17 protein-coding genes and 1 riboswitch are annotated in these 21,013 nt (G+C 42.2%); of the genes, 13 read left to right on the forward strand and 4 right to left on the reverse strand.

Annotated elements, in window-relative coordinates:
- Nucleotides 1–414: 414 nt before the first annotated feature.
- Both G3R48_RS10540 and G3R48_RS10545 read right to left on the reverse strand, forming a co-directional pair.
- The gene (locus G3R48_RS10540; RefSeq protein ID WP_153664866.1) at nucleotides 415–1,137 is read right to left on the reverse strand and encodes a transglutaminase-like domain-containing protein; all 723 of its coding nucleotides are present in this window, start codon (nucleotides 1,135–1,137) and stop codon (nucleotides 415–417) included.
- 69 nt (nucleotides 1,138–1,206) lie between these two features.
- Nucleotides 1,207–1,950, reverse strand: a complete 744-nt coding sequence (locus G3R48_RS10545; RefSeq protein WP_153664868.1) for a helix-turn-helix domain-containing protein — start codon at nucleotides 1,948–1,950, stop codon at nucleotides 1,207–1,209.
- A 240-nt stretch (nucleotides 1,951–2,190) separates the two neighbouring features.
- Between G3R48_RS10545 and G3R48_RS17415 the strand changes: the two genes are divergently transcribed.
- From G3R48_RS17415 to G3R48_RS10560, 4 genes are all read left to right on the forward strand, one after another.
- Nucleotides 2,191–2,529, forward strand: coding sequence for a DUF2946 family protein (locus G3R48_RS17415; protein ID WP_380714375.1), 339 nt, complete (start codon nucleotides 2,191–2,193; stop codon nucleotides 2,527–2,529).
- 64 nt (nucleotides 2,530–2,593) lie between these two features.
- Nucleotides 2,594–3,817 carry an efflux RND transporter periplasmic adaptor subunit gene (locus tag G3R48_RS10550; protein WP_153664870.1) on the forward strand — a complete coding sequence of 408 codons (1,224 nt, stop codon included), beginning with the start codon at nucleotides 2,594–2,596 and terminating at the stop codon, nucleotides 3,815–3,817.
- Between the two features lie 11 nt (nucleotides 3,818–3,828).
- The gene (locus G3R48_RS10555) at nucleotides 3,829–6,978 is read left to right on the forward strand and encodes an efflux RND transporter permease subunit (RefSeq protein WP_153664872.1); all 3,150 of its coding nucleotides are present in this window, start codon (nucleotides 3,829–3,831) and stop codon (nucleotides 6,976–6,978) included.
- Nucleotides 6,979–7,169: 191 nt separating this feature from the next.
- On the forward strand, nucleotides 7,170–7,766 hold the full coding sequence (locus G3R48_RS10560) for a tyrosine-type recombinase/integrase (RefSeq protein WP_153664874.1): 597 nt from the start codon (nucleotides 7,170–7,172) through the stop codon (nucleotides 7,764–7,766).
- Nucleotides 7,767–7,940: 174 nt separating this feature from the next.
- Here the strand turns inward: G3R48_RS10560 and G3R48_RS10565 are convergent, their stop codons facing one another.
- Entirely contained in the window at nucleotides 7,941–8,198 is a 258-nt protein-coding gene (locus tag G3R48_RS10565) for a hypothetical protein (RefSeq protein WP_153664876.1), read from the reverse strand.
- A gap of 432 nt (nucleotides 8,199–8,630) precedes the next feature.
- Between G3R48_RS10565 and G3R48_RS10570 the strand changes: the two genes are divergently transcribed.
- Complete coding sequence (locus G3R48_RS10570) at nucleotides 8,631–9,134, forward strand: hypothetical protein (RefSeq protein ID WP_153664878.1); 504 nt, start codon at nucleotides 8,631–8,633, stop codon at nucleotides 9,132–9,134.
- An 86-nt stretch (nucleotides 9,135–9,220) separates the two neighbouring features.
- On the opposite strand, the gene G3R48_RS10575 is transcribed toward G3R48_RS10570, so the two are convergent.
- Complete coding sequence (locus G3R48_RS10575) at nucleotides 9,221–9,481, reverse strand: DUF5062 family protein (RefSeq protein WP_153664879.1); 261 nt, start codon at nucleotides 9,479–9,481, stop codon at nucleotides 9,221–9,223.
- Nucleotides 9,482–9,769: 288 nt separating this feature from the next.
- Here G3R48_RS10575 and G3R48_RS10580 point away from each other — a divergent pair, with 288 nt between their 5' ends.
- The 8 genes from G3R48_RS10580 to G3R48_RS10615 all read left to right on the forward strand — a co-directional run bounded on the left by G3R48_RS10580 (nucleotide 9,770) and on the right by G3R48_RS10615 (nucleotide 21,013).
- The gene (locus tag G3R48_RS10580; protein ID WP_153664881.1) at nucleotides 9,770–10,825 is read left to right on the forward strand and encodes a phosphotransferase; all 1,056 of its coding nucleotides are present in this window, start codon (nucleotides 9,770–9,772) and stop codon (nucleotides 10,823–10,825) included.
- Between the two features lie 861 nt (nucleotides 10,826–11,686).
- Complete coding sequence (locus G3R48_RS10585; protein ID WP_153664883.1) at nucleotides 11,687–12,577, forward strand: hypothetical protein; 891 nt, start codon at nucleotides 11,687–11,689, stop codon at nucleotides 12,575–12,577.
- A gap of 57 nt (nucleotides 12,578–12,634) precedes the next feature.
- Entirely contained in the window at nucleotides 12,635–13,813 is a 1,179-nt protein-coding gene (locus G3R48_RS10590) for a DUF5692 family protein (protein ID WP_228497462.1), read from the forward strand.
- Nucleotides 13,814–13,891: 78 nt separating this feature from the next.
- A complete protein-coding gene (locus tag G3R48_RS10595; RefSeq protein ID WP_153664885.1) occupies nucleotides 13,892–14,752 on the forward strand; it encodes a hypothetical protein in 861 nt (286 codons plus the stop codon).
- Nucleotides 14,753–14,822: 70 nt separating this feature from the next.
- The gene (locus G3R48_RS10600; RefSeq protein WP_153664887.1) at nucleotides 14,823–15,383 is read left to right on the forward strand and encodes a chalcone isomerase family protein; all 561 of its coding nucleotides are present in this window, start codon (nucleotides 14,823–14,825) and stop codon (nucleotides 15,381–15,383) included.
- 83 nt (nucleotides 15,384–15,466) lie between these two features.
- Nucleotides 15,467–16,936, forward strand: coding sequence for a methyl-accepting chemotaxis protein (locus tag G3R48_RS10605; protein ID WP_153664889.1), 1,470 nt, complete (start codon nucleotides 15,467–15,469; stop codon nucleotides 16,934–16,936).
- Nucleotides 16,937–17,361: 425 nt separating this feature from the next.
- Nucleotides 17,362–17,489: riboswitch (glycine riboswitch) on the forward strand.
- A gap of 168 nt (nucleotides 17,490–17,657) precedes the next feature.
- Nucleotides 17,658–19,028 (forward strand): alanine/glycine:cation symporter family protein, encoded by a 1,371-nt coding sequence (locus tag G3R48_RS10610; RefSeq protein ID WP_153664891.1) that lies wholly within the window; start codon nucleotides 17,658–17,660, stop codon nucleotides 19,026–19,028.
- A gap of 437 nt (nucleotides 19,029–19,465) precedes the next feature.
- Nucleotides 19,466–21,013, forward strand: a complete 1,548-nt coding sequence (locus G3R48_RS10615) for a S41 family peptidase (protein WP_153664893.1) — start codon at nucleotides 19,466–19,468, stop codon at nucleotides 21,011–21,013.

Raw genomic sequence — 21,013 nt, forward strand, 5'->3', positions numbered from 1 at the left:
CATGTCAGGTCAAAAGGGGCGGATTAGCTAACACGCTTGCGCCCCATTGCTTGTTTACTGTTTTGAAAACTCTACGTCTTGGTACTTAGTTAATATCAGTTTTAGACATATGGATTTCACACAAGATTTCCAAACCCTGTTTGGATTAACGTCGTGGCGCTTCGCCCACACCAGAGCAAGAAGGGGGAAACTGCTCCCCCCTCTTGCATCTCCCCAGCAGCCCCGGCGAAATTTTCTGGAAAGCGAAAGATTTCCAACGGGGGACAATCCAGCTTTGAACTTCGTTTGTATTTCTAACGCGTTTATGCCCCAAAGTGAGCTAGGAAGGAATTGAAGTCAGTTTCAAATCCTGCAATTTGACTTACTTTTCTCATGCAGAAAGCTCTATATATGTAGCCAATTTATCTAATCCACTCAGTTTGAAATCCCTTTTGTTCGTATGTTATTTACATTCCAGTTCATTAAGTGGCGGAGTGCATATTGAAACATCACTTTTTTTATACCTGACAAGTTACTACCGTGTATAAAATAGAAATCGTCGGGTTGCGAAAACACGCCAAAATCGTCGGCTATCCCTTCACTTTGTATATAGGTATCTTCTCCTTTCCAATCAATACTAGGATTGGACAAACATTTGGTAGAAACTCCGTAACCTGAGAATGGTTCATTAACTTCAGCGAATCTGTTTTGCACCTCTTTTAAGTAATCACTATCTAAAATATAGCCTTCTAGATTAATCCAGCGTTCATTCTGATAGACTTCTACCCAACTATGAATGATACGCTCTGGCGCGAACACAAATAGGTAGTTCGGTATCGCTCCTCGCTGCAGTTCGTTAAAAATAGTAAAACCATGGAAGCGTGTTGCTATACCTACTGCACGTAACAATGCCATCAATAAAGTACCTTTGGTATTACATTGCCCGTAGCCGTCTTTTAGCACTTGGCTTGCCGCCAAGCGATCATCTTTGTTATAACCGAATTGAATTTCATCTCGAACATACTTGTAAATTGCACCAATAACCTCGTACTGAGAGAGCTTATTCCACTCTTTTTTCTCAACTAGCTCTTGGATGTCTGGGTGCTTAAAATCTAGCATCGCCGTTTCTTGTAGATATTTTTTAGATACCAAAGTCATGAATATCTCCTCTCTGAGAACACACATAAAGAGTAAACAAAAGGAGAATACGAGACTTGAATAAACTGGCTACCTTTCTTGAAAAATGGTCTTTGCTTGGCGAATTGTCATTCCAAACGTTTTTCTAAAACTTCGGCTCAAGTGTGGGCTGTCAGAGAAACCAGCCATGTAGGCAGCGTCTGTCGCTGATGCTCCTTTAAGTATCGCTCTTACCGCACATATCATTCGACACCACAACAGGTATGGTCGCCAAGGTATGCCTAGTTCCTCACTAAACAAATGCAGAAATCGACTTTCAGATAGTGCAAGCTTTTTGGCAACACCTGATGCTCTCCAATGGTTTGGCTTTAGGCATTGCCCATCTAAGCATTGAGAAAGTTCGCTCAGTAATGTCCTAATACGAGGGTCTATTGTTAGCGTTTGATTGCAAAGTGGAAACATGGTCTGCAGACCTAGGCTTTCAAACAGTGAAGATAGATGTTCCGTCAAATCATCAGTGTTTTTGGGATGGTTGAAAAAGAGAACAGATCCTTCAAATAGCCTTGATGGCCTTCCTTCCAACTTTTTTGTCAATGCAACACCTAATTCACTGGAGGGTTCTACTAATAAGATCCAACCCTCATCCATTTGTAACTGATGCTTGATGCTAGAATCAATAACTACAGCTGTATTAATTTCCTTATTATCTAATGTACAACCAGAATTAGATCGAGGCCACGCAAGTTGAATTGCATGGTGGCTATGAGGAGAGGCATCTACAGACGAGCCATATATGATAACGATACCCGCCCTGAACCAAATACCTGAATTCATTAGCAGCTTCCTCCCTGAATATTTGTTTGGTTACTGATTTGTGTAACCGGTGCCGAATTTTACATACACCAAATTGCTGTAGAGTTGTTTCAAATCTTACACGTTTCACTACAGACCGATAGTACATTTAGTATTAAAAATGCTAAGGAGAGAAAAAAATCATTGATGATGTGATGATAGCCTTAGATTTGAGTTCATGAATTTGCTATTTTATATTCATCTAACGATGAGAGTATAGCTGTGAAAACTAACGTTGCTTTAAAAATACTGCTTATATTATCTATTATTTTACAATCATTTGCGGTATCCGTATCTGCAGATGCTCATCAACTAGATGCTGAACATTTCCAATCTACTCATAACCACGAGACTGATCATACATCCAAGCTTGATGATGATAAAAAACATGATATGTATGACTGTCACCATTGTGGGCACTGTAGTGGCAATCATACCAATTGGTTTTTGGTGAAAGCATTTACCTTAAACCTGCCCAAAAACCACTTCTACAATTTCAATAAGTTGACTTTGTTTCCTCATAGTTATTCAACTAGGCTCAATCGCCCTCCCATCGCTTAACTTTACTCAATGCACCGCGTCTTCACGCAAACAAAATTTGGTTTAATAAAAGTTAAGAGACATTATGAATGATTTTCTTCAAATCACAGGGGTAACCCTAGTGATTACTTTGGGTGTGTTTTCAATAAACCCAACATCGGCTAGTAGCAGCAAAAATAACACTCATCACGATGAACATTCGCATGAACACTCCACTAAAACTGTTGTTCATGAGCTTGAGCATGCTACAGAGGAATTAAATATCCCTCAGAAGCTTTCAGTTGAGGAAGAGGAGCACGAAGAAGGTATTACTTTAAGTGCTGAGAAAATTAAATTAGCAGGAATAAAAGTTGAAGAGCTTGTACTAAAAAAACATTTTAAAAGTATTTATGCTCCGGGAGAAATCCAAGCAAATGGTTATAAGAGCTATATTGTCTCTCCACGAACTGACTCTGTAGTTATTAGCCGCCATGCAAGCTTAGGAGACCACGTTAAAGTTGGGCAAGAGCTGGTTACATTGTTTAGCGAGACGATGGCACAAACGCAAGCTGATTTTATCATTGCATCTTCCAATTGGAAGCGAGCTAAAAAGTTAGGTAGTGATAATGTAAGCGAGCGAACTCTTGTGGAGGCTGAAAGCATCTATAGAGGAGTTTACGGTAAGTTACTTGCTTTTGGTTTGACTCAACAGGCAATTGAAAAAATATATCAGCAAGATAACTCAACCTTTGGGCAATATGCGCTTATTGCTGAGCGAGAAGGTGTTGTTTTACAGGATGACTTTATGCAAGGTCAGCGCATTGAAGCGGGTGAAACCATCATGTTACTTGCCGATGAGACAGACCTTTGGGTAGAAGCAAATGTTCCACCAAATAAAGCGTTAAATATAGTCTTAGGCAGCCCTGCTCTAGTTGAAGTAAGTGGTTCTAAATATCCTGCCAATGTAATACAAGAAGCTCACACAATCGATCCTATCACCCGTACCCGAATTGTCAGACTGTCAGTTAATAATACTGAACATAAGCTTCATTCAGGTATGTTTGTGAAAGTCTATTTTCAGTTCGAATCGAACAGTGAGGTCATTGCCGTACCAGAAGAAGCGTTGATAAGAAGCAGTGATGGTGATTGGACAGTGTTTATTGAAGACCATCCAAATGAGTTTATAGCAGTTGAAGTGACAAGAGGCAGATCTTTTGGCGAGTATCGCGAAGTTTTAGGTATTGAACCTGGAACTAGAGTCGTTACCCGTGGCGCTTTTTTTGTCGCCTCTGAGATAGCTAAGGGCGGATTTGATCCGCATAACCATTAAGGAGGCCAACCATGTTTAATCGAATAATTGATTGGTCCATTAACAACAGGTTGCTAGTGCTAATCGCACTATTTGCGTTGATGGCAAGTGCCGTTATAACCATACCTAAGTTGAACTTAGATGCTTTTCCAGATGTAACAAATGTTCAAGTCGCCGTTAATACTGAAGCGCCGGGTTTAGCCGCTGAAGAAGTAGAACAGCTTATTAGCTATCCAATTGAAGCTGTGATGTATGCATTGCCGGATGTAGAACAAGTGCGCTCTATATCAAAAACAGGTTTGTCCGGTGTAACTGTAGTATTTAAAGAAGGCACTGACATATATTTTGCTAGACAGTTAGTTTTTGAGCGGTTACAGGCTGCAAAGGAGCTTATTCCTGCCGGAGTTGGGACACCAGAAATGGGGCCCAACACTTCTGGCTTAGGACAAGTTTTTCAATATTTGCTGATTTCAGATGACACTAGCAAGTATGATTCAATGGCGCTTAGAAGTCTGAATGACTGGATCATTAAACTATTAATAATGCCTGTAGACGGTGTGACTGATGTACTGTCATTTGGTGGTAATGTTCGACAATATCAAGTTAATGTCGACCCTTCCAAATTATTATCCTACGAGTTAACACAAGAAGAAGTAGTTTCAGCGCTTGAAAATAACAACGCCAATGTCGGTGGCTGGTACATGAACCGCGGCCAAGAGCAGTTAGTTATTCGTGGTACAGGTTGGTTTGAAAGTGGTGAGAAAGGTATTGAAAATATTCAGCAAGTGCCTGTGAAAACACTAAATGGTGTCGTTGTTACTGTTTCTGATGTAGCCAATGTATCACTTGGTTCAGAGATCAGACAAGGTGCTGTCACTATGACACGCAAAGCTGACAACGGTACTGTCGAAAATTTGGGTGAAGTTGTCTCTGGCATAGTCTTAAAGCGGATGGGTTCGAATACCAAAGCGACGATAGATGGTATTAATGCTAGAACCACGCTTATCAACCAGGCACTCCCGGAAGGTGTAAGGTTTGAGCCTTTTTACGATCAGGCAGATTTAATTGAAAAAGCGGTGACAACCGTTGTTGAAGCCCTTGCTTTAGCTTTTGTCTTTATTACCGTTGTATTGGCGCTCTTTTTAATGAATTTAAGAGCTACATTTTTAGTGCTGATTTCTATTCCAATTTCTATTGGTATTGCATTAATGGTGATGGCGTGGTTGGGTGTTTCAGCCAACTTGATGTCGCTTGGTGGTATTGTCGTGGCTATTGGCATGTTAGTCGATGGTTCCGTTGTAATGGTTGAAAACATGTTTAAACATCTAAATAAGCAACTGGAAAGCGGCAACGATGAAGCAAGTATTGAAATTAAGCAAAAGTTAAAACTTGCGGGTAAAGAAGTTGCTCGTCCAATCTTTTTTGCTACTTCAATCATTCTTGTTGTTTTTACACCACTGTTTAGTTTTGAAGGTGTCGAGGCAAAACTATTTCAGCCAATGGCAATCAGCATTATGCTAGCTGTGGTGTCAGCTATAGTTGTTGCTTTATTTATTGTTCCTGCACTTGCCACTTTTATGTTTAAAAGTGGGGTAAAAGAAAGGGAAGGTTTGATTTTAAAACCTATCGATGTTCTGTATCGGAAGTCATTGAAAATTGCTTTAAATCAGACCAAATTTGTTGTTTTTGTTTCATTAGCACTTGTTGCTTCAGCTGCGGCAGTTATTCCACAAATTGGGACAGAGTTCGTGCCAGAACTTGAAGAAGGAACGATTAACCTAAGGGTTACTCTAGCCCCTTCTTCTAGTTTAGAAACAGCGCTCTCGGTTGCTCCAATATTGGAAGAAAAGTTAATGGCTTTCCCTGAAGTGACCTATGCACTGAGCCGAATTGGTCGAGCAGAAATTGGCGGCGACCCCGAGCCTGTGAACAACATTGAAATCTACATTGGCCTTAAGCCTGTTTCAGAATGGACAAGCGCCTCTAATCGTTATGAGTTACAAGATAAAATGGAACTCTCATTAGAAGAGTTCCCTGGGTTACTACTAAATTTTTCCCAGCCTATTGCTACTCGTGTGGATGAATTGTTATCAGGTGTAAAAGCCCAACTTGCAATAAAACTATTTGGACCTGATTTAGCGGTACTTGCTAATAAAGGCCAAGAAATAGAAGCTGCTATAAAATCAATCGAAGGTGCGAAAGATGTTGCTCTTGAGCAGATAGCTGGTGAATCACAGCTGGTTATTGCACCTAATCGAATTGAACTTTCTCGATATGGTTTATCTGTTGGCGATGTCATGGAAGTGGTTCAAAACGGAATTGGTGGTGCTGAAGCCGGTCAGATTGTTAATGGAAACGAGCGTTATGATATTTACGTGCGTCTAGGCGAGGAATTTAGAGCGAATAGTGAAGCTATAGCCGATATAAGGTTACAGTCTCCTACAGGCGCTTGGGTAAGAATTGGTGATGTAGCTTCTGTGTCTTTTGAGTCTGGACCTCCACAGGTTAGGCGTGATGATGTGCAGCGCCGAGTGGTTATTCAAGCTAACGTCCAAGGCCGTGATATGGGAAGTGTAGTTGAAGATATTCAGGCAACGATAGCCTCAGAAGTAAAATTACCTGTAGGTTATTCAGTATCGATTGGAGGTCAATTCGAAAGCCAACAAAGAGCGCAGCAGCGCCTTTCTATTGTAGTACCGTTATCGTTGGCTTTGATAGCATTACTCCTATATTTTGCGTTTGGTTCTGTCGGGCAAGCTATGCTGATCCTGCTTAACGTTCCTTTAGCAGTTATAGGGGGGGTATTCTCACTATACCTTTCAGGTCAGTATTTATCGGTTCCAAGCTCCGTAGGCTTTATTACCTTATTTGGGGTAGCAGTTCTCAATGGTGTTGTCATGGTGGAAAGCATTAACCAACGCGTCAAAGATGGACTGACAACAGCAGAAGCTATATTTGATGGTGCTACGTCGAGATTACGTCCAGTGCTTATGACCGCAATTACGTCAGCATTAGGATTAATACCTATGTTGATGTCAAATGGGGTTGGTTCTGAAATTCAAAGGCCGCTTGCTAGTGTAATTGTTGGTGGCTTAATTACAGCAACGTTACTCACGCTATTTGTTGTTCCAAGCCTATATCAGTTCTTTTCTAAAGGAAAATTAAAAGAGTTTAGGTCATAACAACTCTGTATAGCCCCATTCCTTCTTTGTGTGGGGCTATTCAAGTTGATTAATTAAAGTTTTGGAATGACCAGTATTTCATTGGCTTAACTGGGCAAACTCTTACAGAGTTATTCCGTAGAAATACTAATGTGAATACATCCATTTCTTTCTAACTACAATCGTGATGACCAAAATAAAAGGAGGTCGTCATGATGTGTTTTAGTAAAGCGAAACGTAGTGGTGTCAAAAAGCCTTTTCGGCTTGAAGAGATATGGCGTATCAGAACCAGGCTAGAGATTGAAAATAGTTTGATGCAACTTGCGCTACTTAATTTAGCTATTGATAGTAAACTTAGATCTAGTGACTTACTGCCACTCAGAGTTTGCGATGTATCTTCGCAAGATAGAATATTTAACCGTGTTAAGCATATTCAGCGAAAAACAGACATTGAAGTCCAATTTGAAATAACGACAAGAACTCAACAAAGTCTAATGAAATGGATGTTGATTGCTTCTCTAAACCCTAACGATTTTCTTTTCCCAAGCCAAAGACGAAAACAGCAACCAATTAGCTATTCATACTATCGATGCCTTGTCAGAAAATGGGCTTCAAATCTTGGATTAGACTCAAGTTTTTATGGTACGCACTCAATGAGGCGAACCAAAGCGACATTAGTCTATGCAAAAACTAAGAATATCAGAGCAGTGCTGCTTTTACTCGGGCATACAAAGGTAGATAACACGATCCGCTATCTTGGTGTTGAATTAGAAGATGCACTGTTACTTTCAGAAAGCATTGATTGTTAGTTGAAAGGAGCCCTATTTATTAGGGCTCCGATCCCGACATTCAAAGACATAGTTGCCCCAAAGTGGGTTAGATGGCTTAACTCATTTATGTCCAAAAACGTGTTTAAAATTAGTCAGAATTTATAGTGACTTGCTCACTCATAATACAACTGAAAAACGATTATGCATTTAGCGTTAACGCCATATACCATCGGTTTTATCACCGCGAATAACCTGATAAATAGCAATATTTTTTTGGCTGAGATAATTCACAATCTCTGGAATACACTGAATAGGCATAGCAACTTGATAACCAAAAGGAAAAACCACAATCGATTCAGCATGTTTACTGCCGACAAATTCGCTTAAAATAGTCAATACGGCTTCATCTGCAACTTCAAAATAAACCTCATACATATCTTCACTGTAATCGCTCAATGTTCCAGCACTCATCTTGTTCTCCGTATCGAATGAATAAAAAAGGCCATAAATAATGACACAAAAACGGACTTCGCCATCTTAATTGCCCGCCCTATGCTATCTAATCATTTTAACTTGAAGATAGTGGTGATGTTGTGCGTTTGATGATAGCTTTTGATGATTATTTTTACGGGAAACGTGGGCTATAACGCTTTCACAAGGCAGTAAGTCGTATGGCCTTTTGGATAGTCCGCTAATTCACCAAAAACCTGATAACCACGTTGTTCATAAAAGGATTTAGCCTGAAAGCTCAGCGTTTCGGTGCACATATATTGAAAGCCTTGCCTCCACCGACTTCACTATTTACATCCCCCTACAACCAACTTCCATTAGCAGATTAATTTAAACACTTTTTTTTAACAAATTATCGCGTTACACTAATTAAACAAATGTATCGGGGTGGTTATGATTAACAAAATTGTGATAATTATTAGTGGCTTACTTTCATTATCAGTACAGGCTGAAGTGTATCGGTGTGCAATTGATAAGTATCAAGACCGGCCTTGTGATGAGCACAGTGAAGCGATTGATATGAGCCATATTGGTAGCATTGTGGTGCCGTTGGCACGCACATCGGCAGACTCACCGACCCCTAAACAAGTCGATGCCCATGACGTTAACGAGCAAAAAGCCAGTATTTCCAACTACATCCGCAGTCAAAAAATTAATCGCGATATTGATAAGTTAGTCCGAGAGCGTAAACGTACATTGGCTGAGCGCGATCAAAAAATTGCTCAATTACATAAAAGCCGCCAACTGGCCAGTAATAACCTTGCTGGAGCAACGTGGGAGCAAAGCTTGGCGCAAGAAATGAGCGCGGTAAATCAACAAGCCGAAACCGTGGTAGCCAGTCTCGATCGTCAAATCAAAGCGCATGAAAAACAACTACGCCAATTAAATATCCCTTAAATAACAGCCCAATAGACATAAAAAAACACTATTTAATATAGTGTTTTTTTATGTCTATTGGTCAACGTTGCTGCATAAAAACTGAATTAGTTCTTCAATGGGTGGGTGTCAGGCAACTGCCGAGTTATCCACAAAATTAATTTATGTTTCCGGTTTGGGCCGTCGTCGGCATCTTCAGCTAATGGGGTAATCAAACCGTCTTGCACCAATAATCGATAAATACATTCGACTTTATCTTTAGGAGAAATCCCTTTACCAAAATTTTTAAAACCACGTTTTGCGGCATAACCTTCGCCAATTTCCATAGCTAACTTCAATAGTTTTACGTCGTGTTTTCCAGGCTTCATAAGCCAAACTCCTTGGTTAAGCGCTATGTGTTAGGGCTGCAACAGCCTTTTATATTCGTATTATTACAATGAACATTAATTAAGCCTAAATTAGCTTAATGTATTGCGCAGCGCACCTTTGATGCTCGTTATCATTGCTCTTTACGCTACCCTTTTATACACAAAATACAAGGGCTAAGCTTACAGAGCGAGATGAAGTTCTTAGTCTGTATCCAAATACCCTCGCGGTGTATGTCTGAGGTATGATAGACACCCAACACCATCGCCTTTAAAACAGAACCGTTACCTATGCCATTGACCGTTGCGCTACAACAGCAAATTATTCACTCAACTCAAGCGAAGCAAATCACACATGTGCATGTCATTCAGTCATTATGGAGTGGTTACGGTCAGTTATTACGGGTTGAACTTGCAGGTGCGCCTTACCCTAGTGTAATTGTGAAACACATTCAATTACCCAGCAGTCCACAACAGGCCGCGCCACACCCAAAAGGCTGGAATAGCGTGTTGTCCCACCAGCGTAAGCTGCAATCTTATTTAGTTGAAATGCACTGGTATCAGCACATTAGCGCGCAATGCCCTGTTGAGTGTTATGTGCCGAAAACATATTTTGCACAGCAGCAAGGCCAGCATATTGTGCTGATAATGGAAGACTTAACCCAAGCGGGCTTTAACCAAGTGCATGGTCATCCATATAGTAACGCTCTCAGCCAAAGCAGTAATAACGCACACAACAACATTCACAACAACACCGCTGAGCAAATTATTCATACTTGTTTACAATGGCTTGGGCAGTTTCATGGCACGTTTATGCAAACTCAAGTAAAAGGGTTATGGCCACAAGGCAGCTATTGGCACCTTGCTACTCGCCCAGATGAATGGGCTGCATTAACCGACTTACCACTAAAACACGCTGCGCAGCAACTTGACCAGCAGTTACAACAGTGTCGTTATCAAACCTTAATTCACGGTGACGCTAAGCTGGCTAACTTTTGTTTTAATGACAACAACAGCAAAGCTGCTGCGGTCGACTTTCAATATGTTGGCGGCGGCTGTGGCATGCAAGATGTCATTTTATGCTTAAGCAGTTGTATACGGTTTGACGAGTCAGAGCAGCAACTTGACGCATATTTGCAGGTGTATTTCAGTGCGTTATCACAAGCAATTGCTCGCCATCATCCGCAGTTGTCCACCGACGAGGTTATCGACAGCTGGCAACCTTTATTTGTGACAGCGTGGGCTGACTTTCAGCGTTTTATTAAAGGTTGGAGCCCAAGCCATGTCAAAATTAATCCATTAACTGAGCGTTTAACCGCGAAAGCTTTACAGCAACTAGCAGATTAATGTGTGCGTTAATGCTGCCTGCCCCACTTTTTGTAAGGCGATATCATTTGTGAGCTTTCTGGGTGATTGGCTAATCACTCGTCTCTAGTTATCACTCGGTAATCTCAAAACCTAAAATCTAAAATCTAAACTCAAAACTCGAAACTCAAAACTCAAAACTCAAAACTCAAAACTCAAAACTCAAAACTCAAAACTCAAACCATCAATCACCACCCGATTAAGCACAAATAAATGCTAAAAACGATAATAATTTGCCAATTTTACCTACATTCCCCTATCGACAGCCTCACCCTTAACTAATAACAATTACGCAACACACGTATAAACAACTTGATTAACTTACCGACTCAACTTGCATTAATCAGGGCAATTTATCGCTAGCTAGCAAGGTTGCTGCGGCTTCAGGTAAATGTATCACTGGCATAAAACCGCCTCATCACTGACCTCATGCCAAACATCCAAAAACCCCACACACCCCGCCACAGCTAACTCTGGCCGCACTTAACTTACCTAACACAACAAAAAGTAAAGTCCACTAAATTAATTAAAATCATCAAAACTCCACAATGTTTATGCGAAAACACTTATTTAGCAAAAGCATATTTGATAACCGCGTCACAATCACAAATCAAACACACCTCATTAACAACCCAAACCGAAATGTTAAATGATCTAGATCAATATTCGTCACCGACGACATAAATAGAGTAAAGACTCTAAAAAAGGATTTTAAAAGTTAAGCGCTAACTTTGGTTAACACATTTTTATTCAAACCTGTTTAAAACACATTTTTTATTACGCCCAATTACGGTTCAAAAAAACGCCGTAACACTAAAAGAAAAACATGCTTTCGGAGGCATTATGGACATCCCAGTCTGGCAATACGTTGTATCAATGACAGGATATATTGTTCTGTTACTTGTATTGGTTGAAGGCATGCGCCGCACGCCAAGATTAACTGCTGCATTTTGGTTATTATCGTTATTAACCGCGCCTTTATGGGTAGAACAACTCGACGGTTGGTTCCGTTGGGTTAAAACAGTCAGTGTGATTATTCCAACGGCCATTGTGGTCGGTGGCGCGCGTATTGCTTATCTTTATCACGAAAATCCTCACAAGGTATTGGCCTTTTTCCGTGGCGACTGGGTATTAAAATTCCTATATGCCATGTTAGTGCTCAATATTGCCGAGGCCACGGTCAAAGACTTTGCTACCGCCAATTACTTTAACGCCATTTGTGGGGTGATCTTATGTATCACGGTGCCTTTCCCACGCTACAAAAATGGTAAACGCCAATACTGGGTTATCGGTAAAGACAAACCAAACGATCTGTTATTTTACTCAACTGCGGCATGGAACTTCCTGTATACCACTTGGAACTTAGCCTTCGTCTTTGGCGAAAGCCCAGCGTTCTTCGCAAGCTCGTTCTGTATCTTAATGGCGGCAGAAATTTACCCAATCATTAAAGGCCGACCAGAGCTATATATCATTGCTCGGGTTTACACCTTGGCATTCCACTTATTAATTCGCGCCAACAGTGACATCTTTGTCCCACTGATGGACTCAACCCATTGGTACAACGAGAACGTCCTTTACTACTGGGGTGTCATCAACTTAGCCCTGCATATTCCATTCGCTATTTGGTACTTCAAAACCCAGAAAAAAGACGGTGAACCTCCGTGTGATGAGAAGCATCCCGCCCCGTTAATCAGTGATTTGGAAGACTCACCCAAAACAGCCAAAACTCACTAACCCTTCGTGCTATCGCACCGATGCTCCAAGGTGCGATAGCCAACTGGAGAGAATGTAATGAACATAAAAGCAAGGGCTCTATTTAGTCCATTAATAGCGTTGCTATTGCTGTGTTATTCAGGTTTAAGCTTTGCGGACACTGAAGTCGACACCCACGAGGTTTACGCGGTGATGGCTGGTGATGTATGGCAAGGCACCCGTGATGGAAAACCTGGAGAAGGCAGTTTGTTTTACCGCTTAGAATTTGCTGACAACAACCAAGTTGTGGTTATTAAGCAATCTGGCGGCTCTAATTTAACAGAAACCCAGTATTGGAAAAACTCACCCAAAGGCGTGGTAATCCAAAGCCAAGAAGGTCAATTTATTACTGACTTTGACGACGCAACCTTAAGCATGGTTGACGGTGAACAGATACGTTTCACCCTTAATGATGAAGGGTTCAATATCCATAAATGGTATCAATTTCGCTCATATGCCCACGTTTTATTGGTGTTGATTGGCTTGATGATCATCAATGAGATATGCCGTCGAGTGAAATGGAGTAACTATCTGTTTTGGTTTGTATTACCCGTCATTTTGATTCCGTTATGGTCAAGTTATGAAATCTCTTATTGGTTTAAATGGGTAAAACTGTACTCCGTGGTTGGCGCCGCCGCCTTATTTACCTTAATTAGGTACACCAAGGTGGGCGACATGAAATGGGCCAAATTTGGCGCTGCCGCCTTCCTTGCCATTAATATTTCTGAAGCGGTGATGCAAGATTTCAGCATGGGCAACCTTGCCAACATCCTTAACGCCATTGGTGGCATCTTATCGATTATCACCTTAGCAGGTTGGGCGAAAATTTTTGCCGACAAGTCCAAAGAACGCGACATGATTTGGCCCGCCATGACCACCTTCTGGATTGTGGCTTATGACGTGTGGAACATTGTGTTTGTTTACCTCAATTTCCCAGGTTCTGCTACCGCGCAAATGATGGTGTTAGTTGCCGCTACATTACCTGCATTACTCATCAAAAAAGGCACTTGGTTACAAGCACGGGCATTCACATTAGCCGCGTCGTTTATGTACTACTTCAGCTGCCCATTCATGTACGAAAGTAACGTTGTACCACTACCAAGAAACGACGAATTAATGCTCGCAGCAGGCGCATTCAGCTTCATCATTAATGCTGTGTATGCCTATGTATTCTTTAGTAAAAAATATACTCACACTCGCCTCATGGCCAGTGCGTAACCCATTGAAAAAATATTAATTTTTGAAGATGTTCTTCAAAAAAATAACAAATTTATGCTTAAAATAACCGGAGTTACTATGAAAAAGTCTGTTATCAATATTGCCATTATCGCGTCAATGACCTCAGGTTTAGCAGTAGCCGCTGACAATAAGTCAGACATTGATATGTCAAACCCAACTGATGTTTACACTTCCATTGGCGGTTCATACGGTAGTGAAGGATTAAACTTTAAAAGCCAGCTTATGCTGTCAGAAAAAACAGCTGACAGTGGCCAAAAAACAGGGATTATTTTTGAGGCTAAAAACATCCTTAATGAAGGCGATAAATCGGCCAAATTTAGCGGCAATGTCACTCACCCAGACTACGGCATTATTCCTACTTTTGATGATGAAACCAGCAAGCGTTCATACCGTTTACGTTACGGCACCATTAACACCAATAATGGTACTGGCTGGTCAATTGACGCCATTTTAGCTGACCACCCATTTTACAGCACCATGGCCGTTGTTCAGGCAGGTCCTGTTATGACAATTCCTGTCACTGACAACTTCTACATTTGGCCAATTTTATATGCCGGTGCCGTTGTCGTTGCCGACAACATGGACATGATTTTACCACCAGAAAGTGCAGGCTCGACAGCAGTTTCAAGCAGCGGCGTGGACATTCCATCACTTGTAGTCACAGGGATGATGTATGCCCGCTATACCTTTAGCGACCATTGGTGGGCATTAGTTAGCGCCTCTTACACTGAGGAAATGCAAGGCAAGTCATGGAGTGATGATGTCATGGACGGCGGCCTACAAATGGCAAGCTTTAATGGCGAACTGTCAGTGGCTTACCAAATGAATAACCGTCAGAACATTCGTGTTAATTACAAAACTGACAACAGTGACTCAACTGACGACAGTTACTGGATTGAATACAACCACGCATTTTAATTAGTTTTGGCTGCTGGGCTAACCTCTCAAGTCTGGCGGCCACCTCTTTTGGTTCACCGAGGAACAACCAATGAAACGGACTCTATTATCCCTTGCACTGTTATTAACTAGCCAATCTGCCTTTGCGAGCACTGACGTAGCGGGTGTGCCGGTACCTAACGCCATCACCTTGTACGAGCAAACAATGCAACTCAATGGCGCTGGCGTTCGCAGTAAATTCTTTATCGACTTATATGTGGGATCACTGTTTAGTACCCAAAAAACCTCCCAAGCCCAACAAATATTAACGAGCGACCAAGCCAATGCGATTCGGTTAAATATCACCTCAGACATGATCACCTCAGACAAAATGATCGAGGCCATGAACGACGGTTTTAAGCTGGCAACCAAAGGCAATACTCACGCTATTGAGAATCAAATCGCGCAATTTATTGGTGCATTTTCAGAGCCAATCAAAAGTGGCGATCAGTTCACTCTATTAAGTATTCCCGGTAAAGGGATTGTCACTTATAAAAACGGCAAACAATTAGCAGTAACCTCAGGCGAAGAATTTAGACGTGCTGTTTTGGCTGTTTGGCTTGGCGACAAACCAACTGACAAGAAACTTAAAAAGCGCATGTTAAAAGGTTAACCCTCACGCTTGTGTTTCACCCCGTTCAATATGGCTTGTCCCTGAGCCATATTGGCTACGCGCTCATTGAATAAGGAAATACTATGACACCCGCTTCTGTTTGGCGCAGCCTATTTATCCCTACCGAGCACAAGTGGGATAGCAATCAACGTCGCTATGTCGACATTGTGTTATTTTTCACCTTATTGTCTTTATTTACAGGCATTTACAGCCTATATAAATGGTTCAATGCTGAACAAACTATTCTTATCAATACCTCTATCATTCTCATCATTGCACAAATTTCAGCAGGATTGATTATTCGGTATTTACACGCGCCTACGTTGGCACTCAATACCGGGTTTGCAGCAATGACACTGCACGCCTTTACTTTGGTGTATCAAGGCGGCGGCATCTTAACCTCAACCCAGAACTTTTGGATCCCTGTTACCATCATTGCCATTTTTTTAACGGGTTCTCAAACATTAGCACTGATATGGAGTGGATTAATTACCGCGGCCGCCATCTTTCTATTGGCTTGTGAACTTAACGGCGCAGCAATGCCAACCATGACGCTGGACAATAGCGCTTATTTAGCCGAAGCATGGTCAGGATTATTGATCCCCTTTATTGTTATCGTGATAGCCCAGGCCTTTGCCGCCAATCAACGTCAGCGTGCGATTACCCAAGCAGAACACGCAATGACACATTCAGAAAAAGTCGCCAATGAAGCCAAACAAGCTGAGCTCGTGTTGGCGGACATTTTACAACGCGCTACCAATAACGCCTCACAACTGACCTCAATGGCAGGCTCACTTGAAAACCAATCACAGCAATTGCATATTCAGGTAAATGATCTAAATCTAAACTGTGAATCTCAATCAAGTGCAGCAGAGCAAATGAGCCGTCAGCTCGAACAAATGACCGGTGAAGTTGAGCAGTCCGAGTCATTTGTCGCCGAGCTAAAAAACCGCAGCGAGATCATTAACCAACAAGCACAACAAAGTGCCAAGTCACTGGCGGCAACGACGGAAGCAATCCATAAAATACTTGAGAGCAATCAACAAATTATGTCTGTAGCGAGTTTAATCACTTCTGTTGCAGATCAAACCAACTTACTGGCGCTCAACGCGGCAATTGAAGCTGCCCGAGCCGGCGAACACGGGCGTGGGTTTGCTGTTGTTGCAGAGCAAGTCAGAGAGCTGTCAGCCAAAAGTAATACTTCAGCCATTGAAATCCGTAGTCTTTTAGATAAAAGCGCAGTAGAGGTCCATCACGGCCAGCAAGTCATAGAGAAATCGAGTGAGGAAGTGACTGAAATAATAACTAAAGTGGCTGAAATGCTCAGCGATATCAAACAATTATCAGACAACATGCGTCATCAAGTTCAGTCTGTACAAGAACTCAATAATGCCAGTAATATGGTCGCCAAAGGCGTTGAAAGTACCAGTGAGGTATCCGCTTGTGTCGCCAATCAAGGCGAACAGCTAAGCCAGCAAGTCGACACCATTACCCATCTTGCCGACGACCTCAATACTGCTGTAAACCTCAAAAACCAACCCCATTGCAACTGAGGCATTAAGGTGTACTCCGGGTTATAACTGAATGTAATGCCTTTGAAAAACGGGATAATAAGGACGCAACACACGTATTTTGGCCTTAATACAACTGTCGGTAACGAGCCTTCGCCTCACTTAGCCCAGTGATAACCCGTTTGTTGTTACCCGAACAGATTTTAACCGCTTAATCTCATTACATTGTTTTTGTGACTCACATCGCTTGTGCCATTGATTTATTTACCGCAATCTACGATTCCTTTTTTACTTAGTCGCAAATGCACTTAGTTGCAGATGCACTAAAGACGAAGTAAAAAAATCCGTTCGGATGAAGGTAGCAGGAGAGCTGGGGTTAACCCGGCACCGACGAGGCAACTGAATCAGGTTTTTTAACTTGTTTCAGCACTCTTTCAGGTACCACTTAGGTGGCGAGGACTGTTACTGGACGAGCCTCTGGAGAGACTGTAGGTCGATGTTGTTCGTAAGGCACGGCTATACAGCGCCGAAGGCGAAAGTAAAATTACCCAAGTAATTTTGCGAAACGCTCAGGCAAAAGGACAGAGGAGAGGATGACTGTATTTATATATGGTCACTGTCGTTTGCTGTTGTGCCTAAATCATTCTATATCGCCTGCGATACGAATGGTGTTTGGCATTGATTGCTAATCCTCAGTACCAATTATCAGCCATTTCTTTTCCTCCTCCATATTAATTTTGTTATTTAATATTCGAGGAACACCATGAATTTACAAGCGCTTTTAGCTGACATTAACTCCGTTGTTTGGGGGCCCATCACTCTTGCTTTATTGGTCGGAACCGGTTTGTACCTCACCGTACGCCTTGGCCTATTGCAAGTGCTTAAATTACCGTTAGCACTAAGCCTGCTGTTTAAACCTGCCAACGGCAAAGGCGATCTGTCGTCATTTGCTGCTCTTTGTACTGCACTTTCTGCCACCATTGGTACCGGTAATATTGTCGGTGTTGCCACCGCAATTAAAATAGGTGGCCCTGGGGCATTATTTTGGATGTGGTTAGCTGCCTTTTTCGGTATGGCAACCAAATACGCTGAATGTATGCTGGCGGTAAAATATCGCACCACCGACGCCCACGGTAGAATTGCTGGCGGCCCAATGTATTACATTGAACGCGGTCTTGGCCTTAAATGGTTAGCTAACATATTCGCGATATTTGGTGTTGGCGTAGCATTCTTTGGTATTGGTACATTCGCCCAAGTTAATGCGATTAGCGACGCTATGACCATCGCATTTGACGTTCCAACATGGGTGACGGCGTTAGTGCTTACTTCTATGGTCGCGGCGGTAACCATTGGCGGCGTAAAACGTATTGCCAACGTTGCGCAGCGTTTAGTACCGACCATGGCGCTGGGTTATATTCTTGCGTGTTTATGGATTTTGGTGATGTTCTCAGACCAAATTATGCCAGCATTTGAATTAGTCATTCACTCTGCATTTACACCCATTTCAGCAGCCGGGGGGTTCTTAGGTGCAACCGTTGCGCAAGCAATTCAAATTGGTATTGCTCGCGGGGTATTCTCAAATGAGTCTGGTTTAGGTAGTGCACCTATTGCCGCTGCGGCAGCGCAAACTAAAGAACCTGTTGAACAGGGTTTAGTGAGCATGACAGGCACATTTTTCGATACGATTTTAATTTGTACCATGACCGGTCTAGTGCTCATTATTACCGGTGTGTGGAGTGGTGATACTGCTGGAGCGGCGATGACTAGCGCCGCGTTTGCGATGGGGGGTTCGGCAATTGTGGGTCAATACGTTGTCACCATTGCATTGGTGTGTTTTGCCTTTACCACCATTTTAGGTTGGAACTATTACGGTAGCCGCTGTTGGTATTACCTAACCAATAACACCTTGGGCGAACAAGGCACAAATGTATATCAATTTATCTTTTTGTGTTTAATTGCTGGCGGTGCTTTCATCAAGCTAGACTTTATTTGGTTACTTGCTGACACCGTCAATGGCTTAATGATTATTCCAAACTTAATTGCCATTATTGGGTTGCGTAAAGTGGTGCTGTCAGAAACATTCCAATACTTTAATAAGCGCGCCATGGTTTCAGCCAACCTTAAAAAAAGCTAGGGCAATAGCTTAAATTACTCCCTATTTTCACCCATAAAGCGAACCTCTTTAGGTTCGCTTTTTATGTCCTGCTCATGCCTTTGTTAATGACAACGCACTCAACTAGTACAGCCTAATTACACTAGCATCAACGACTTACGCATAATTTGCCAAAGTAATCTTAAACAAGATCCATTGGAATATAGATAACCCACCCACGCTTATCACAACCTCACCTTCTGCCGTTAGCCACGCTGTCTGTCACTGAGTACAGTCATGATTGCTGTTATCCTTTGAGTTGTGACTCATCCATGCCCTTTGTCTGTGCTTATTTAACGCGTTACAAAAAACAGTGCTTGTAATAATATTGTTATCAGGAAAAACTCATTTTCTTATCCGCCATGAAGCTAACCTCACCTTCATTGGGTTTGAGGGCCGTTTACGATAAAGGATTATTTATGACAATACGTTCAACAATGTTATCGCTACTGGCAGCCATCAGCTTAACGGCTTGTGGTGGTAGTTCAAATGACAGTGGCTCAGATGCACCAATGTGGGTGGCAGGACAATACACCCCGTACAGTGAGCTAGCTCAGCAATGTTCATCGACTGATAATTTAACTGAAAAACTATGGCTGCGTTCATGGAGTAATGACACCTATCTTTGGTATGACGAAATTGTCGACACCGATCCCGCTAACGTGTCAGTAACCGACTATTTTAATCAACTTAAAACCCAAGAATTATCAGACACCGGGAATAAAAAAGATAACTTTCATTTCTATATGTCCACCCCAGAGTGGCAACAGCTCAATCAATCAGGTGCCTCATTTGGTTATGGGATGAACGTTAAGTTACAAAATGCAGCACAAGGTGTGCCGCGCCAAGTCACCATTACCTTTACCGAACCCAACACGCCTGCCGCTGACGTCAACATTAGCCGCGGGGCAATGATTATCTCAGTCGATGGGGTGAATGTTGAAAACGCTGCCGACTCTGCCAGCATTGATATTCTTAACGCAGGGTTATTTCCAAGTGTCGATGGCAAACAAACCGAATTTGAAGTGCGCGACTTAAACAGCAGCGTGAATCGCACTGTCACGATGACCGCACAAACCGTTATCGCCACCCCAGTACAAAACACCAAGGTTTTGCAAACGACTAACGCCAAGGTTGGTTATTTACAATTTAATACCCACATTGCCACCGCAGAAAGGGGCTTATTCGACGCCTTTAATACGTTAAGCACTCAAGGCGTAGACGACTTAGTTATCGACCTGCGCTATAACGGCGGCGGCTTGCTAGCCATAGCAAGCCAAATGGCTTACATGGTCGCAGGAAACAACGCCACCCAAAACAAGGTGTTTGAGCGCACCAGCTTTAATGACAAATACCCCAATACGGATCCGGTATTAAATCAGCCACTGGAACCAATGCCTTTTTTCAACCAAACCTTAGGCTTTAATACCGATTTAATTGGCGCAGGAACCCATTTACCGACACTGAACTTAAAGCGAGTATTTGTGCTTACAACGGCCAGTACATGCTCTGCCTCAGAAGCCTTTATCAATGCCCTGCGTGGAGTCGATATTGAAGTGATTCAATTAGGCGGCACTACCTGTGGTAAGCCTTATGGTTTTTACCCAACTGACAATTGCAACACCACTTATTTCACCATTCAATTTAAAGGCGTTAACGACAAAGGGTTTGGCGAATACTCAGACGGATTTACCCCTAGCCAAAATGCCACCACTGACAGTGAAATTAACGGCTGCCCGTTAGAAGATGACCTAAGCCATGGTTTAGGCGACCCTAATGAGCGCCTATTAAGTGCTGCGCTATATTATCGTGACAACAACACCTGTCCGGTGAATGCGCAAGCCAAAACCTTTAACACACACGTTGCGCCAGGCTTTGTCGATGAAGGGTTTATACTAAAAGATACCAGAATGCAAAACGTGTTATTCAATAACCGTATTCTTGGTGGCTATGGTGGAGAACAATAA

The organism is Shewanella intestini, assembly GCF_018221465.1.
Classification (GTDB): Bacteria; Pseudomonadota; Gammaproteobacteria; order Enterobacterales; family Shewanellaceae; genus Shewanella; species Shewanella intestini.

What these genes read in the sequence shown, in the direction of transcription:
- G3R48_RS10540 (WP_153664866.1), bottom strand. Translation starts at nt 1,137, where the DNA reads ATGACTTTGGTATCTAAAAAATATCTACAAGAAACGGCGATGCTAGAT.
- G3R48_RS10545 (WP_153664868.1), bottom strand. Translation starts at nt 1,950, where the DNA reads ATGAATTCAGGTATTTGGTTCAGGGCGGGTATCGTTATCATATATGGC.
- G3R48_RS10550 (WP_153664870.1), top strand. Translation starts at nt 2,594, where the DNA reads ATGAATGATTTTCTTCAAATCACAGGGGTAACCCTAGTGATTACTTTG.
- G3R48_RS10555 (WP_153664872.1), top strand. Translation starts at nt 3,829, where the DNA reads ATGTTTAATCGAATAATTGATTGGTCCATTAACAACAGGTTGCTAGTG.
- G3R48_RS10560 (WP_153664874.1), top strand. Translation starts at nt 7,170, where the DNA reads ATGATGTGTTTTAGTAAAGCGAAACGTAGTGGTGTCAAAAAGCCTTTT.
- G3R48_RS10565 (WP_153664876.1), bottom strand. Translation starts at nt 8,198, where the DNA reads ATGAGTGCTGGAACATTGAGCGATTACAGTGAAGATATGTATGAGGTT.
- G3R48_RS10570 (WP_153664878.1), top strand. Translation starts at nt 8,631, where the DNA reads ATGATTAACAAAATTGTGATAATTATTAGTGGCTTACTTTCATTATCA.
- G3R48_RS10575 (WP_153664879.1), bottom strand. Translation starts at nt 9,481, where the DNA reads ATGAAGCCTGGAAAACACGACGTAAAACTATTGAAGTTAGCTATGGAA.
- G3R48_RS10580 (WP_153664881.1), top strand. Translation starts at nt 9,770, where the DNA reads ATGCCATTGACCGTTGCGCTACAACAGCAAATTATTCACTCAACTCAA.
- G3R48_RS10585 (WP_153664883.1), top strand. Translation starts at nt 11,687, where the DNA reads ATGGACATCCCAGTCTGGCAATACGTTGTATCAATGACAGGATATATT.
- G3R48_RS10590 (WP_228497462.1), top strand. Translation starts at nt 12,635, where the DNA reads ATGAACATAAAAGCAAGGGCTCTATTTAGTCCATTAATAGCGTTGCTA.
- G3R48_RS10595 (WP_153664885.1), top strand. Translation starts at nt 13,892, where the DNA reads ATGAAAAAGTCTGTTATCAATATTGCCATTATCGCGTCAATGACCTCA.
- G3R48_RS10600 (WP_153664887.1), top strand. Translation starts at nt 14,823, where the DNA reads ATGAAACGGACTCTATTATCCCTTGCACTGTTATTAACTAGCCAATCT.
- G3R48_RS10605 (WP_153664889.1), top strand. Translation starts at nt 15,467, where the DNA reads ATGACACCCGCTTCTGTTTGGCGCAGCCTATTTATCCCTACCGAGCAC.
- G3R48_RS10610 (WP_153664891.1), top strand. Translation starts at nt 17,658, where the DNA reads ATGAATTTACAAGCGCTTTTAGCTGACATTAACTCCGTTGTTTGGGGG.
- G3R48_RS10615 (WP_153664893.1), top strand. Translation starts at nt 19,466, where the DNA reads ATGACAATACGTTCAACAATGTTATCGCTACTGGCAGCCATCAGCTTA.